Source organism: Dyella tabacisoli, assembly GCF_003350925.1.
In the GTDB taxonomy this organism is placed as follows: Bacteria; Pseudomonadota; Gammaproteobacteria; order Xanthomonadales; family Rhodanobacteraceae; genus Dyella_C; species Dyella_C tabacisoli.
The window spans coordinates 219,259-234,982 of sequence record NZ_KZ857178.1 but is presented as its reverse complement, the minus strand read 5'-3'; the positions used below and the strand labels follow the sequence as shown (position 1 = coordinate 234,982).

At 59.8% G+C, this 15,724-nt stretch carries 9 protein-coding genes; 2 read left to right on the top strand and 7 right to left on the bottom strand.

Going from position 1 to position 15,724, the window contains the following annotated elements; all coding sequences use genetic code 11:
* Positions 1-77: 77 nt before the first annotated feature.
* Positions 78-509 carry a hypothetical protein gene (locus DVJ77_RS21470; RefSeq protein ID WP_225428020.1) on the top strand — a complete coding sequence of 144 codons (432 nt, stop codon included), beginning with the start codon at positions 78-80 and terminating at the stop codon, positions 507-509.
* 61 nt (positions 510-570) lie between these two features.
* Positions 571-1,596: a cytochrome-c peroxidase gene (locus DVJ77_RS14870; RefSeq protein WP_114846283.1), complete on the top strand. Its 1,026-nt coding sequence runs from the start codon at positions 571-573 to the stop codon at positions 1,594-1,596.
* Positions 1,597-1,895: 299 nt separating this feature from the next.
* Here the strand turns inward: DVJ77_RS14870 and DVJ77_RS14865 are convergent, their stop codons facing one another.
* From DVJ77_RS14865 to DVJ77_RS14830, 7 genes are all read right to left on the bottom strand, one after another.
* Positions 1,896-3,617 carry a hypothetical protein gene (locus DVJ77_RS14865; RefSeq protein ID WP_114846282.1) on the bottom strand — a complete coding sequence of 574 codons (1,722 nt, stop codon included), beginning with the start codon at positions 3,615-3,617 and terminating at the stop codon, positions 1,896-1,898.
* A 557-nt stretch (positions 3,618-4,174) separates the two neighbouring features.
* Positions 4,175-5,017 carry a hypothetical protein gene (locus DVJ77_RS14860; protein WP_114846281.1) on the bottom strand — a complete coding sequence of 281 codons (843 nt, stop codon included), beginning with the start codon at positions 5,015-5,017 and terminating at the stop codon, positions 4,175-4,177.
* Positions 5,014-5,415, bottom strand: coding sequence for a hypothetical protein (locus tag DVJ77_RS14855; protein WP_114846280.1), 402 nt, complete (start codon positions 5,413-5,415; stop codon positions 5,014-5,016). The genes DVJ77_RS14860 and DVJ77_RS14855 overlap by 4 nt, the downstream gene beginning before the upstream one ends.
* Before the next feature lie 354 nt (positions 5,416-5,769).
* The gene (locus DVJ77_RS14850) at positions 5,770-6,528 is read right to left on the bottom strand and encodes a glycosyltransferase (protein ID WP_114846279.1); all 759 of its coding nucleotides are present in this window, start codon (positions 6,526-6,528) and stop codon (positions 5,770-5,772) included.
* Between the two features lie 110 nt (positions 6,529-6,638).
* Positions 6,639-12,770, bottom strand: a complete 6,132-nt coding sequence (locus tag DVJ77_RS21140; RefSeq protein ID WP_162791501.1) for an ESPR-type extended signal peptide-containing protein — start codon at positions 12,768-12,770, stop codon at positions 6,639-6,641.
* 708 nt (positions 12,771-13,478) lie between these two features.
* Positions 13,479-14,477: an AraC-like ligand-binding domain-containing protein gene (locus tag DVJ77_RS14835; RefSeq protein ID WP_162791500.1), complete on the bottom strand. Its 999-nt coding sequence runs from the start codon at positions 14,475-14,477 to the stop codon at positions 13,479-13,481.
* Complete coding sequence (locus tag DVJ77_RS14830) at positions 14,474-15,700, bottom strand: MFS transporter (protein ID WP_225428027.1); 1,227 nt, start codon at positions 15,698-15,700, stop codon at positions 14,474-14,476. Before DVJ77_RS14830 ends, DVJ77_RS14835 begins: the two co-directional genes overlap by 4 nt.
* Positions 15,701-15,724: the final 24 nt, after the last annotated feature.

The window sequence follows — 15,724 nt, the reverse complement described above, 5'->3', positions numbered from 1 at the left end:
ACATGACTCGGCTAGGATTTCTATTTTGTGTGGGCGCGTTGTGCCTGGGACTGGTCGCTTGCGATCAACAGACACCCATGGGCACATCCCATACTTCGGCACCACCGAATCCTGCGGGCCCGACTAGACCCGCAGCCACGGCTGACGAAATCACTTGGGGCAACTACCTCGCCGCGCAGGGCAAGCTCTACGGCAAGGATGTCGGCATGCATCCTTACATCTACGTGATACCGGCAGAGGACAACGTCGGAGCAGATACACGACGACAGAACGAAACTGACTCGGTAGTCCATAGCATCGGCCCAATACTGATGCCTGGGGGTATGCTGATCCTCGGTGGCCCGAATGCAAAGCAGACCACTACATTCATCGTCGGCTTATCCAAACAACTGAAGGCAGATGCGTTGAAAGGTATTGTGGTTTTGGTTGTGAGCGAGACATCAGAGCAAACCACGGTAAGCACCACACTCAAGCCAAGCGGAGCCACCATGCGCTTCGTAGCGATGTAAGACTTCTTTTGTGAAAGAAGGGCGGACACGATGGTCCTCGCACAAGCGCGTACAACAGCTGATGGGCTTTACAGCCCTATCGGCGCTACTGCTGTTCGCCGTTGCGCTGAAAGGCGACGCGGCCAACCGACATGCGGCCGCCTCACCGCAGATAGCGCTGCGTATCGCATTAGGTAAGCAGCTCTTCAATGACCCGCGACTAAGTGCCGACGGCAAAATTAGCTGTGCGTCCTGCCATATTCCGGCTAAAGCCTATACGGATGGTCGCCGCGTCGCTATAGGCGTCTATGGGCGTACTGGTACGCGCAATACCCCGAGCTTGGCGGCTATCGAAATATCCAAGAATGTTTCGTTCTTCTGGGAAGGGCGACGCACCACTCTGGAACAGGCAGTTATCGATCCGCTCACCAATCCAATGGAAATGGGATTACAGGACAAGACGGAACTGATTCAGAAGGTCGAACAAAATTCCGGGCGCCTTATTGTCTTCGCTCAGGCTTTCCCCGAAGCCAAGGTCATCGGGGCCGAACAAGTTTCCGCTGCGTTAACCGACTACGTTCGCTCTTTGAACTCACCAGAGAGCGCCTACGATCGTTATACCCTGCAAGGCGACCGCAGGCCGTTGAATCCACAGGCCCAGTTCGGACTTGCTCTTTTTAGAGGCAAAGGACGCTGTGCTGACTGCCACCTGCTGGCGGGCTCTCCAGTCCTGTTGACGGATCATGCCTATCACCGCACAGGTGGAGGACTAAATGCGATCAGCCAATACCTTCCCTCGCTGACGGAGGCTGTCATCCAACGCTCTCTTCAAGGCGAAGCTATTGGTAACCGGGTAGCCACACACGAGGACGAGGCTCAACTCGGGCGTTTCAACGTGACTCGGGATCCAGCTGACATCGGCCTGTTCCGTACGCCGTCGCTTCGCGGCGTGGCCTTGACCGCACCCTATATGCACGATGGCAGCATACCGACGCTTGAAGACGCAATTGATCAGGAGGTCTATTACCGCGGCTTGCAGGCAGGGTATCCCCTAAATATGAGTGTTGAGGAAAGGACGGCGCTCAAGGCGTTCTTAGAAACCCTATAGTCATTGAGGGCTACTAACTATTAGTGGTTATCTAATCGTGTCGCTGCAGATCTTAAGTTACGTATTCCTGTCGCATCCCGCTGTCCTTTTCTTCTTTTAGGACGAAGAGATCTACGCAATCAGCTATTTAGGCTGAGCGATGGAGTTGATGATTTCCGACGACCTTGGCTGATCGACTGCGCGGCGGCAATATGGCTTAATCAAACCGATAGTGCCGCCGCATCTCCGTCGACCGGCTAACCATATGACTGTATCAACGCAAACGCGTTAATCACACATACTGGTTTTGAAGCTGGCTTCTACTGTTCAACATGGATAGTAATGGAGCCAGAATTTCCCTGCGCTCCTTTCGCCTGTTTTTCCGCGTAAGGCGTCGCAGTAATAGTGTGCGAACCTATCGCCGGCACCCAATGATTTGTGCCCTTACCTTCCATGAAATAACCGGAATAATTCTCTACATGAAAATTGTTCTGACCATCCAGACCAAATGCAACACTGCCTACATTGGCAGGCTTGGTGATGGCTTCAATATTCAAATTTCTGGTTGGCAGCTTGGACAGATAAATAGTTTGGTTGCTTGCCAACACGCCAATCAGCTTTTTTGAATCGGCATCGTATAACGAGAAACCAGTGATCGATGGATTCGATGCGAGAGTTGACGACGCCCCGACCACAAACGTGGTTACCGAAAAAGGAGGCAGATCGTATGAGAATGAACCGTTGACGATGGCCACGGTACCGATATTGACCGGATTATCGGATGAGCCGCTCGACTGATCCCGCCTCCACACATTGGCAGAGCCGGTAACGAAGCCATTCAAGGCGAACGTCGCGGTCTGCTGCAGGTTTGGGTCTTTATTAATTACCACGATATTTTTCGGCTCGTCCGAAGCGTACGCCTCCACACTGGAAACGTCTGTTGTTGCCTGCACCAGCTTTGAACCGAACCTCGGAAACAGGCCCTCTCCCGTATACATACCCAACGCGTGATACATCGACGTCGGATCATCCAGCTTGCCATTGGGCACTTCAGCGCCGGTCTTTAAAAGGAGGTTGCCCTTATCCGCATACAGCATGCCTATCCCGCCGGCTCGCAGGATATGCCCCATCGTCGATGCGCCCCACACCGTTTCAAACGGGGTGTATTGCAGCAAGTGTCCGGCGTAATCAAGATCCCACTCACCTACTTCAATCGAAATATTCGAGGCCCTTAATGGGACGGTTGCTTGAATGCGTTTATTGAGATCTAAAATATCGGTTTCATATTTCTGCGCCTTCGCAAACAGCACGTCATAAGAGAGCTGATTTGTGCTGCCTTGCGCATAACCATGAAAGTCGAGAAAGTCCACGCGGCTTCCCGACATCGTCAAGAAGGTCTGCAGGAATCCGCTGTCGTACCATGCGATGGTTGGACCGCCAATAAGAATGGTCGGGTCCACTGCCTTCATGGCGTCGTATGTGATGTTGAAATTCGCGCTATACGTCGCCGCAGTCTGGCCGTGAATATTGGGCTCATTGATTCCACCAAGCCATCGGTGAACCGCGTTCGGTGTGTCCACATTGAAATGTTTTACCAGGCTTGGCAGATCGCTGGGGTTGCTGGGGTCTTCAACGACAGGCTCCGCCCCGAGCTGTTTTATGTGGTTAACCCATTCATCACCGCTCCACCTGGAGTCGCATCCGGTAGCGCCGCAAACAATGCGGCTATTGGGATCACCGGGGGTACTATATTTGAGATTAATTCTCATATATGGAACACCCAGTGTTTGCAGCCGGCTTTGTTGCAACACATCATTTACCAACACATTAGGCGCACCATAAGCACTCTCATCGACACCACCGATGGCCAGTGGGTCGAGTGTTCTCGCCACAGTCGTGTAGTCGACCGAAACATTCACGGCCGCAGTTGAATTGATCGCAAACAAGGCCATGGGAATGGCCAGGGCGATAGGACGCAAAAACGTTCTAACGACGGCACTTCGCTTTGCTTTTGACATATTCAGCGCATGCGTATTTTTCATATGACAGCCTTGTAAAGAGTGGTCTAAACGAGGGAGGGAAGTGCGATCAGCGATGACCGCGGAGAAACACCGTGGTGAGTGGGGCGCGCTTACACGGCGACGCGTTACAACATCGGAGCGCACGCTACTTTTCCCAGGCCGCGAAGACTTGGGTGCGTACGTCCGGTTTCTGTTGCTCGCTGGGGTTGCACCGATAGTGCGTGAAAGGCCGGCTCCACTGCTGCCCGCCCGCTAAATGCGTAGCGCGGCAACACTAGAGGGCGAACTACGTGCAGTGCTTGGCTTCGATGCTGCTGCGTGCAGATCATCTGACAATCTCGCCGTCAACACTCCATTGGACAAGCGCGACGTCGCCACGAACCAGCACGCTGCGCACCTTATGGCGAGTATGCGGACAGGCCCTAAGCAGTTCTATGAACTGGCGAGCAATTCTGGTGTGGTGCTTTGATCGGACGATTCAGCGGCGCGTCCAACCGTTGATAGTGCGCAGGAATTCCAAGGCGTCCGAGACGCCTTGGAAAACGATATGCGCTAGCCGAGCATTACTTGCCCAGCCATCAAGACACGACGACGATGGTTACATCGTCTGAGGTATTCCCACCGAGTGTTCCCGTGCCGATGGAGGCGAGTTGTCGTCCAGGCAGGTAGTAGACATCCTTGACCGCGCCGAGGCCGTCGAGCTGACTTAGCCGTCCGTTGATTTGATTTTGCAGTTCGGGCATGCCGGCCGCTACCTGCGGATCGAGACTGGAATGGATTCGACCATTTTTGGCGCCTCCATCCACCCAGCACTCCCAGTCGGCGACCCAACAGCGCAGGTGATGATTGCCATCCACATACAGCACCAAGTGGTAGTCCATCGAGGCGGAATAGTCGGGCCACCAATCAAGATGGACATGCAAAGGCTGATGAATCCGTAGATAAGTGCGCCCCGCATCCAGCCACTGATCGTTGGTTGGAAACATGCGCCAGGTCAGCAGCGGCTCACCCTCTCGCGACACCGCCGTGCCGGCAAGTTTCCCGTCCAGGAATGAATCCCACTCGCCTCGGAACAAATCCGAATAAGACAGCCGCGTTTCCGTGGTATTGCGCCGATTCGACGCTATCACCAGAGCGCTGGCCGCGGGCCCGGTATGCCAATAGCTGGCGTTGCCGCTGTCACGGCTCTTGCTCAACTGGAAAAAGCTGCCGCTGAAATCATCGTTCTGGAACAACACCAGATTGAGATCGGCATCGCTGCAAATAAGTGATCCCGATGTGACGAAGTTATAAAGCCCCGCAGTTAGCAGATCAATCGGGCCATCGGGGCGATAGCGATCTGACGCCCCAAGACCCAGCATCCGGCTCGAACCGGTCTGATTGGGGCCGTTGAAGAGTGTTGCCAGGGCATAGAGGCTCATGGCTTCGCTCCTTTCATCAATAGATCGGCAATGACATCTTTCGATAGAGCATCGCGTACCTGCCGTGCATGCTCGGGGTCGCGCGACAGCTCATTGAGCAGCGTTTCGATCTCGACCAGCGTTTCCTCGGTGGTATGTCTCTGGGCGCGTTTCACCGCCGTATGGACCACCTCTTCGATGGTGGCCTTTTCCGTAGCCATTTTTTGCACCCAGGGGGGACACCAAGGGGCTGCGTCGAACTTGGTGCGCCTGACCTTGGCCACGGTGTCATGAGCAGGGGCCGATGCGGCACCTCCTGCCGTACCGTCAGGTCTATTGAGGCTGGCGCTTGTATGTGCCGTTGCAAGTTGGACCGCGTGATTGGGACCAACGCCGAAACCGCCACGATGAGTCGTCATGAGATTCTCCTTCACAAGGGAATGGTCAAATCAATCGAGGGAGCGTGGCTTAATGCACGCTCTATTGCGGCCTTTGCGCTGATATCGACTGCACGACATAGTCCATTCGTTAGTGGACATCCTCGCGCTCTTGGATTTCGGGCATATCTATTCGATCAAGTTCGACTTGATCGAATTCTCGACAGAGATCCCTGATGCGTACTCTCCCGCTCGAAACTCCCAGGCACGCTCCCAGCATCCTGCTCGCTGCGAACGGTGCTGTCTGTCAGCGTCAGGCATGATTCGATGTAAGAAATACCTTACAAGCCAGGCATGATCGACCACTGTGCCGGGTCGGCACCCGTGGCCTTTCGGTCAGATATTTTTATAAAAATATTTGGCCATACCTGACTCGTCGTAAAGCAATTCCACTGACAGTGTGCTGGACAAGTTTCGTCTTGCGATCGCGTCTTTAATGATTTCAAGCGATGTTTCGGCCTGCTTTTTATATCTACTTACCGATATCGATTCCGCGTGCCGGCGGTAGTAATACAGTGGCAATGGCAGATGGATGAAGTCGGTAACTTCTGAAAGTCTCAGGCAAAAATCATAGTCCTGCGCCACTTCTATGCGCATGTTCGGCTCGATTTTTCCGTACAACTCTCGTCTGAATAATTTGAAGTGAAACGACATGAAATCTTTCAGAATGTTGTCTCTGGAATAAGGTATTTTCGACCTTTGCCCAATCGCAATCACTCTTGACGTGCTATCCATTTCATAGTGATCGGTATAGACCAATCCGTATGCCGGATGATTGTCCAGCACGTAATTCGTGTACTCCAGCGCATGCTGAAACAGCATATCGTCGGCATCGACAATGCCGATATATTCACCACTGGCAAGCAACGCCAGCTCATGCAGCCGCCGCACCTGTCCGGCGTTGTCGGCGTTATCGATGAATTTTATTCTCGGGTCCGAGTAGGCGCGAATAATTTCCGCGGTTCGGTCGGTTGAGCCATCGTTGGATATGATGAATTCCATGTCCGAAAATGATTGATTCAAAACGCTATCGATCATTTCCTTGATGTATTTTTCGACGTTGTAAGCGGAGCTTATGATGGTAATTTTTGGCATGATTTCTGACGCGTTGGCTTTCTACTGACTGACATCCAGGGATGCCCTGATCTATGGAACTATGGCAGAGCGCGGCCATCCTGGCCGCACCCTGCCCCCTGCCAGTTTGCTCAGAACACCCAGGTCAAACTCATCCGCGCGGCCTGATCGGTGGCATCGCGGGCGAACTGCCCGCTGTAGCTGACATCGAGGGCGACGTTGGGCGCCAACGGGAAGCTGAGGCCGCCAGTCACGGCCATCGCGTTGTGCGCTACCGGCACGCCAGCAATATCGAACTCACCGCCGCCGCCGGCGAAGCGCATCGTGCTATGCGAGGCCGTATCGCCCCAGGCATGCTGCCAACCCATGCTGGCGTGTCCACGCAGACCGCCGGTCGGATCAAGCACAAAGTTGCCGCGCAGGCCCAAGGTGCCGTAGGTCCGTGCGGTGCTCTGCGCACTCACGTCCAACGCCGCTGCGGTGCCGATTTCGCGGATCGCGTCGGTGTGCAGACGCTCATAGGCCAGGTTGACGAATGGCGCCAACGTCGCGTGGCCCCAGGCCATCGGGTAGCTGGCGTCCGCATAGGCCTGCGTGGTGTTGGCGTGATAGCGGCTGTCTGCTTGCCCGGCAAAATTGCCAAACGCCAAGCCCCGGTTCGTGCTGACCGTCTGCCGGCCGTAGGCCGCTCCGCCCTGCAGTTGTAACGCACCCACCTCGCTACTGCCGTACACACCCAGATACTTGTTCTGTGCATGCGATGAGGAGCCGAGCGTATTGATGCGGGCCGTACTCTGTCCCGTCCCGATCACTGCCCCCACCCGTGACGACGCCCCGATCGGCAGATCGGCACCAATCAGCAAGCCGCTGCCGTTGGCTTTCAATGGAGCGGCGTTGCCGTCGCCATCATGGCTCCCCCAATGTCCCCACGCTGCGCTCCACGCGGTGACGCCGCTGTCGGTGCTGGCACTCAGCCCGTTGGCGCCGTTGCTCAGGCCCAACAGGTGATTGTTGATCGCTTCGCGAACATAACGGTCGTCATCGATGATGGCGGTACGCGTACTGTCGTGGATCTCGCCAGCGAGCTGGTCGTAAGCCCCTCGAGCGGTCGGCGCGTCGAGCTTCACCAAGGCGTTATACACCGGCGTGCCCCAGCCCAGACTTTCGGCGGCCGCTGCCGCTGCCTTCTGGTTTGGAGTCTGCGCCACGGTAGCGAACAGAATATCGTTTCGCTGCAGTGACAGGCTCACCGCGTTGGCGCTATAGCTCAGCACCGGAGTAAGAAAAGCCAGATTGGAACTCACCGATGCGAACGTCCCGCTCACGCCGCCAGCGGCGGTGAGAATGGTGTAGTCGGTTCGCGGAGTCCACAGACCCGGTTGCGCCAACACCACGGCGCTGCCGCCTAGAATCGACGCCTTGCCACTCACCGCCAGCAAATCGACCTGGCCGCTCGGGGTAGCGTCGATAGTCAGGCTGCCATCCGCCTTTTGGGTGAAATCGCCGTGGATGCTCAGTGTGCCGATCGAGCCGCCCGCCCAGATCATGCCGTCGTTGACCACATCGCCATTGATGCGGCCATGGCCGCGCAACGTGCCACCGGCCGCGACCTGCACATGGCCGCCCAAAACCGCCGTCGGCGTATTGCTGTCACCCACCTCCAGCGTGCCGGACTGCACCAGGGTCGTGCCGGTGAACGGGCTACTGTCGCCATTGAGGACAAGCATGCCCGCCCCTGCCTTGGTCAGCGTGCCGGTGCCCGCGATGCTGCCCGCGAAGAGACCATTGCTAGCCTGGTTGAATACCAGCGTGGCGTTGTCGGTGATGTTGCCTTGCAGGCTGGTGGTGTCGCCCTGAAGCGTACCGGCGCTGACGGTGGTGCCACCGGAGTAAGTGTTGGCGCCGCTAAGAATCAAGGTGCCATCGTCGATCTTGCCCAGCGAGCCCGTGCCCGAAATCACGCCGGCATAAGTAGCGGTAGTCGCGCTGTGGGTGTTGTGACTGCCCTGGTCGAAGATCACCCCGGCGCTAGTACCGCCGGCCGGAGCAAAGACGATGTTGCCCACAAGACTGGTGGCATCGCCTTGCACGGTGCCCTGGGTAATAGTCCAGCTTTCGCTAGCCACACCGGCACCGGTCAGCACCCAGGTGCTGCTGCCGTTCTTTTGGAACTGGTTGAAGTTGCCGAAGGCTGCGCCAGCGGCCAACAAACCTACGTCAAAGCTGCTGTTGACGGTGCCGCCCAGCGCCAGCGTATCGGCCGCCTGGCCGGCATTGCGGGTCGCAGTGACGGCGCCGTTGAAGACATAGCCTTGGCGCAATTCCAGCGTATTTCCGCCGCCGGTGAAATCAATGGCATGAGCCTGGGTCTTGCCGTCACCCGACAGGCCACCGCTGATCGTGCCGGCATTGGTTACGGTGGTGCCGCCCGTGCTGGTGATGCCTACCCCACCGAGGCCATTGATGGCGCCGACGGCACCTGCCGCGCCGGCGATACCGGGACTCCCCACAGGAGCAGGCATAGGTATGCCACCCAGACCAGGCGGCAGGGCGATCGGAACAGGCATGCCGCCTTGGCCACCGGCGCCACCGATGCCGGCGATACCGCCCTGGCCACCGCTGATCGTGCCGTTGTTGTTGATGGTGTTGCCGCTGCCGGCGGCAATACCTATACCGCCGTCGCTACCGTTACCGCCGTTGCCACCATTGCCGCCAGCGCCACCGATACCGGTCGGGCCGCCACTGCCACCCAAGCCACCAGCGCCGCCGGTACCACCGTTACCGCCGTTGCCGCCAGTAACCACACCACTGTTGTTGATGGTATTGCCGCTGCCAGCGAGCGCGATGCCGCGACCACCGACGCCGCCATTGCCGCCATTACCGCCGCTGCCACCATTCTGGGAGGAACTACCCGCGGCGCCGCCTGACTTGCCGATATCGCCTTGACCGCCAGCACCGCCGATACCACCGGCGACCGTGCCGCTGATCGCGATGGTATTGCCGCCCATTGCATCGATGCCGCTACCGCCGACACCACCCGTAGCACCCACGCCACCCGCTACCCAGCCAACTCTGGCGATGGGGGGGAAGCCGGCAGGAAAAGTAAAACCACCGCCACCGCCGATACCGCCGGCGCCGCCGCTGATCGCTCCACCACCCATGATGACGACGTTGTCGTGGTTGCCGATCGCGGCACCGCTACCGCCTCGTCCACCGGTGCCGGCCATCGTGACAGCAGTGCCTGCACCGAAAAACGGTATCGTGCCGCCGTTGCCGCCAGTGCCACCGGTGCCGCCGGTCATGGAACCCGCCGCCGCCACAGACAAAATGGCCTGATCGTCCAAAGCGATCGCCATGCCTCCCATGCCGCCGTTACCGGACGTGCCGATGACCGTTCCGGCGACCGCCCCGCTTATAGCGAAGGCACCGTTACCACCGTTACCGCCACTTACAGCGGCCTGGTTGTCGATGGTATTGCCACCGCTCACGGTCATGCCGTTGCCGCCATCGCCACCCGCACCAGCACTACCGCCCGGAAAGCTGACACCGCCCGGCACAGGGACCCCACCGAAGAAGGGGACAGGGTTGCTGCCACCGGCACCGCCGGTAATGGTTGCCGTATTGGTCAGTGTGTTGCCGCTGCCGCCAATCGCCAGACCGGCGCCACCGGCACCGCCGTTGCCGCCGTTGGCGCTTTGCGAGCCTGTGCTAGAAACCGCGTTGCCGCCCAAGCCGCCCACGCCGCCCACGCCACCGGTGATGCTGCCGGCCGTGCTGAGCGCACCATGGCTGAAGTTGATTGCCAGGCCGATGCCACCGTTGCCACCCTGGCCTGCATTGCCCGCCTGACCAGCGGAGCTGCTGCCATAACCACTGCCATAACCATTTCCGCCCCAGCCCCCCAAACCGCCGGCGCCGCCGACCAACGTACCGCTATTGACCACGCTGCCGAGGGTGTCGAGGGTGACGGCATTGCCGCCATTGCCGCCTTGCCCACCGTTACCGCCGCGGATACCGGCTTGAATGGGGGTGGCACCGTTGTTGCCATTACCGCCGTCGCCGCCTTGAATCAGGCCATCGTTTTGCAGCACAACTGCCTGCGTTGTGCCGGTAACCAGCACGCCTGCACCACCGTTGCCACCCGCCGAGCTGGTATTCGGCGCTGAAGAACCATACCCGCCACTGCCCCCATGGCCACCATGGACGTGCCCGGTGGTGCTGTTGATGAAGCCACTGGCCGCCGCCGTCAGAGTGATGGCATTGCCACCTACACCACCGGCATCGGCCGGGGAGGTGGGGGTTGCATGGGTCCCAGTGCTGCCGGTGCTACCCCAGAGCCCGGCCGTATTGACGCCATCGCCCAGTTGCAGCGCGCCCTGATTGATAAGCCAGTTGCCGCCGCCGTTGTTGGTCAACGTCCATTGACTCGTACCGGTCTTCTCCAACTGGGTGAAGCCCTGGTACTGCTGGCCGATCTGGGTCAGGTCGAAGCTGTTGCCGCCAGCGGCATTGATATTGCCGCCCAGAGCCAGCGTGTCGCCGCCATTGACCGTGCCGATCACTTTGCCATGGATGAGCGAACCCGCTTCGAGCACCAGCATGTTGCCGCCACCGCTGAACGCGATGGCGTTGGCCTGCACCGGTGTTGCATCCCCCGACATGCCGCCGCTGATCGTGCCCGCATTGTTGACAGTGACGCCGCCGCTAGTGGCGATCGCCACACCGCCGGTCAGACCTGGCGCGGTGCCGGCGCCACCGGCAATCGTGCCACTGTTATTGATGACGTTGCCGGTAGCAGTGCCCGTCACCGCAATGCCGATGCCGCCACTCCCGGTGACCGAACCATAGCCGCCGCCAAAGCTGCCGCTGCTACCGCCAGTGATATTGCCGCTGTTGTTAACGGTGTTGAGGCCGCCACTGATGACGATGCCATTGCCACCGCTCGCGATCAGGCTGCTGCTATTGTTTTTAGCGCCCATGGCAGCGCCACCGATGATTTGGCCGGCCCCGGTATTGTTGATGACGTTATTGGCACCGCTGACAGCCAGGCCATTACCGCCGATTCCGCTTGTGCCACTGTTGGAAATCGTGGCGGAGCCACCGGTGATTTGGCCACTGTTGGAAAGCGTGTTTTTGCTGCCGCTGAACACCAGCCCGTCGCCGCCTTGCGCACCAGCACCGGCGTCAGTACCGATGCCGCCGACGATGGTGCCGCCACCGGTGTTGGTGATGGCGTTGCCACTGCCACTGACCAAGATGCCCGCGCCACCGGTGCTGCTGCCGTAACCGCCGCCGACAACGGCGCCGCTATTGGCGACCGCGTTGTTGTTGCCGCTGATAAGAATGCCGATACCGTTCAGAACGGCCACGCTGCCGTAGCCGCCACCTTGCCCGCCAAAGATATTGGCGTTATCGATAGCGATCGTATTGCTATCGCCGCTGACCCGTAGACCGTTGCCGCCGTTGGCGTTGTTGCTGGTGCCGCCGTTTATATCTGCATGACTGATGGTCAAGTTGTTGCTGCTGTTGTTGATGCCTATCCCATCACCGGCAGCACCGTCGTTGCCGGGGTTGACCCCGAAGCCGCCCGAGCCTCCGCTTCCGCCAGCAAATACGCCTGAGAGCGTTGCCGTGCTGCCAGCGGTTCCGATCAGGCGCGCGCCATCGCCGCCAGCACCGCCACCACCACCACCGCCGCCGCTGACGCCTTTGCCACCATTGCCACCTGCACCAGCGACATGAGTACCCCCAGGCGCTAGCCCATTGGCTGCGCCCACATAACCATCCGCGCCGCCACCGCCACCACCGCCGCCACCGTTGGGGTCAGTGGCATCTGCACCTCCTGCGCCTTGCGGTGAACTGCCTGGCTGACCTGCAATGCCGTGACCTGCGGCGCCGCCAGCGGCCGCCGAGGCACCGCTGCCATTGCCGCCGGCAGCGCCCGCACCACCGCCACCGCCGCCACTACCGTTAGAACCGTTACCGCCCGCCACACCGTATCCAGCACCACCTGCGCCACCCGGCGTGCCACTGACGGCAGCGCCATTGCCACCAGCGCTATCTGTGGTCGCACCAGCATGTGCCGGCAACGCACCCAGCATCAACGCGATCGCGCAGCTCAGCGCCAATGGTTGAAAGCGGTTGCGACCGGTCGTCGTGCTTGCGGCGCCGCTGGCACCACTACCGTGGTTGGATGCCAACTCCGAAGCTACTTGCATCACGCACAGCGTGCGATTCCAGACGAGCCGGTAGGTGTGATTCATGGTTTTCCCCTGTGGTGGATGTCGCTGATTTGAAGCGTTCTTTGCTGCTTTTTGATCCAGGCTCTCGACCCTTGCCCAGGCGCATTGCGCCAACGGAGAGCGGGTCATGGCGCGACCGAATTTCACGGGCACGCGCCTGCGCTCGTTTCACACCGATGTGTGTTGAACAAGCCAGTCGCGGGATCGCGCAAAAGGGCCGTCCATGGCCCGGTGTTTTTCTAGAAATGCTTTACAAAGCCAAATGTCAGCGCGTCAGCGCGCGGGTGGTTTGCAAACAACCATGCGCAGATTGAGTTTCGGATCGCACTAGAGAACATCGTTCTCGAAGCGCCGGAAGACATCCGGCGAAAGCATTCCGTTTCGTTCGCGCACACCTTTGCGCACGCCGATTCTTTTGCGCACCGCATGCTGCCCGAACGAATGTGATGAAGTGACCGGCATGCCAGCTATGCAGCTAGATGTGATTTGCCCCACACTTACCCGCACGCTGAAGCTGGCTTTGAGAAATCACTTGCGCCAATTCATCAGCCTCCCCCCGCTAACAAAATGCATGACCTCTATCTGTGACTTAAATCACAAGATATGAATGCTAGGCGGGGGGCGCATAGAACAACATATCTATGCGTCTCATTCTGGGGACGTAGGTGCTGGAGTCGTAAGCGCTGAAGTCGTAGGCGCCGGAGTCGTGTTACCGGGACAGACGCGCGCTCAGCTAAGCTCTCTCAGGCTGTTGGCCCAGCGCCGTGCCATCAGATCAACCGACGGGATTAGCCCGCTGCGGATACTGGCCGCACGGTAAGCACCGGGTGAGACACCAAAAGCCTGTTTGAAGAGGCGGCTGGCATGGCTCTCGCCAGAGAAGCCAGACAGTGGCGCCAGCTCGGCCAGCGATTGGCCGTCGAACGCCCTATCGTCCAGCCGCTCGCGTAACTGTTGCAGCCGGCGTAGTTGGATAAACCGCGCCACGCCACCTTGGGACTCGAACAAGCGATACAAGCTCGCTCGCGAGATACCGGTTGCTTTAACGATGTCCTGTACCGAAAAGTCGGCAGCAGCCAGATGCGCCTCGATCAGGCGCTGGGCCGCTTCGCGCCGCACGTATTCCAATCGGTAAAAATCAGAGCGCGCGCCGGTACCGACGGGGTTGATGGCTACCGACAACAGATCGACCAGCGTGCGCGTGACGGCGGCCTGGGCGTTCGGCGACAAATGAGACGCCTGCTCAACCAGGGCGCGCAATAGTGCGCTTAGCAGCGCCCCTTCCCGCGCGCCGATCCGGCGACCGTGGAGGCCATCCAGATTACCGGCGGCGGCGCGCACGGCATCTCGCGCCAAGCTGACCGTAATAAGTTGCACGGAGCGAGCACAGCTTTCCATCGGCTCGCGGGTATCGAGCAACAAGATCTCTCCCGCAGCAATCGGCACCGCCGCGCCATCGGACCCGCCGACCAATTCACCGCTGACCACGTGATGCAGCACAAAATGATCGAATCCGTCCTGCGTTACCCGCTCCCGGCGGTGGTGTCGCGCGCCGCCGTACTCTCTGTCGAACAACAGCGTCCGATCCAGTCGCCAACTACGAACGCGGGCGAAAAATGGATCCGCCGTGCGCTCCACGTCCGCCCCGTGGGCATACAGAGCGCAGTACCGGGCGAAGGCATCGCCCGGATCGTGTTCTGCGCTGTCGAACGCGAATATCTCGCTCACCCGACAACCTCTACGACGGCGCGGCGCCAGCCGGTGCGCGTCAACAACGCCGACGCGATGCCAAAGACCGCCGCCGCCGCGCACACCATATACAAGGCGGTGGACAAGCCACGACTGTTTACACCCATGCCGTCACTGACCACCCCGGCGATGAACGGCCCCAGCGCCACGCCCAGCAAAGTGATAAAGACCAAAAACAACCGCAGCCCGGCGTCGCGCAACGGCGTCAGCAGCATCAGCGGCAGCCCCGTCAGCGCGGCTACGGCAGCGGTGCCGCCGACCAGGGAGGTGAGTGCCAGCAGGCCACATGCCGCCGCCGCCGACGTGGCCCGCGGAACCGCCCAGAGCAAGGGCACGGTAAGCAGCAGCGCGCCCGCCACGATGGTCATCGGCGTCACCCTTTTCCCGCGCTTGTCGATCAGGGTGCCGGCAATCAAGTGACCGAGTGGCGCTGCGACCAACAGCGCCGCGCCAAAGGCGAATGCCGCAGCGGCGGGCACCAACCCCTGCTCACGATGTAGCACCGACGGCGCCCAGGCACCGACAGTCTGTACCACCAGCACGCTGGCCCCGGCGCCGCAAAAGTAGGCGCACATCAGACCGGGTTGCTGCCCAAAGGAGGCCAGCATCTGCTTGAAAACCGCGGCGGGCCGCGGCAACACCGGCGCTTGCTCAACGCGGCGCAACAGCATGACAACGAGAACAAGATTCGGCGCCGCCATAATCAGAAACAGCAGACGCCAATGCGCAGGGCCCGAAGCGGGCACCCAGCGGCTAAGCAAGGCCAGCACCGCACCGCCCATCAGCAGGGCCAGGCTGCGTCCCATCGCCGAAGCCGCCGTGAATACGGCCATCGAACGGGCGCGCCACGGCAGCGGCGAGCCCTCTACGATCAAGCCCAACGCCAGCGGCACGAAGGCCGATTGCCCCAGCCCGACCAACGCTCGGGCAACGACCAGCACATCGAAGGATGGCGCCAGTGCGAAGGCCACCATGCCCAGCATCCATGTAGCAACGCAACCTGCCAGCAAGCGAAAGCGATGTCCCGAACTTGCCAACGGCCAGCTCACAAGCATGCCAACGACATAAAGCAGGGCAAACGCCGGCCCGTCGAGCAAACCTAATTGCGCGTCCGAAAGACCCAGGCTGGCCTTCAGCAACGGCGCCGCTACGGCGGGCAGATTGCGGTCAGCGAAAGCCATGCAATGGCCCAGAGCAAGCACGCTGACGAGCGAGACGGGCACACC

Bases quoted from the DNA above. Each gene is read 5' to 3' on its own strand.
- DVJ77_RS21470 (WP_225428020.1), top strand. From the start codon at position 78: ATGGGCACATCCCATACTTCGGCACCACCGAATCCTGCGGGCCCGACT.
- DVJ77_RS14870 (WP_114846283.1), top strand. From the start codon at position 571: ATGGGCTTTACAGCCCTATCGGCGCTACTGCTGTTCGCCGTTGCGCTG.
- DVJ77_RS14865 (WP_114846282.1), bottom strand. From the start codon at position 3,617: ATGAAAAATACGCATGCGCTGAATATGTCAAAAGCAAAGCGAAGTGCC.
- DVJ77_RS14860 (WP_114846281.1), bottom strand. From the start codon at position 5,017: ATGAGCCTCTATGCCCTGGCAACACTCTTCAACGGCCCCAATCAGACC.
- DVJ77_RS14855 (WP_114846280.1), bottom strand. From the start codon at position 5,415: ATGACGACTCATCGTGGCGGTTTCGGCGTTGGTCCCAATCACGCGGTC.
- DVJ77_RS14850 (WP_114846279.1), bottom strand. From the start codon at position 6,528: ATGCCAAAAATTACCATCATAAGCTCCGCTTACAACGTCGAAAAATAC.
- DVJ77_RS21140 (WP_162791501.1), bottom strand. From the start codon at position 12,770: ATGAATCACACCTACCGGCTCGTCTGGAATCGCACGCTGTGCGTGATG.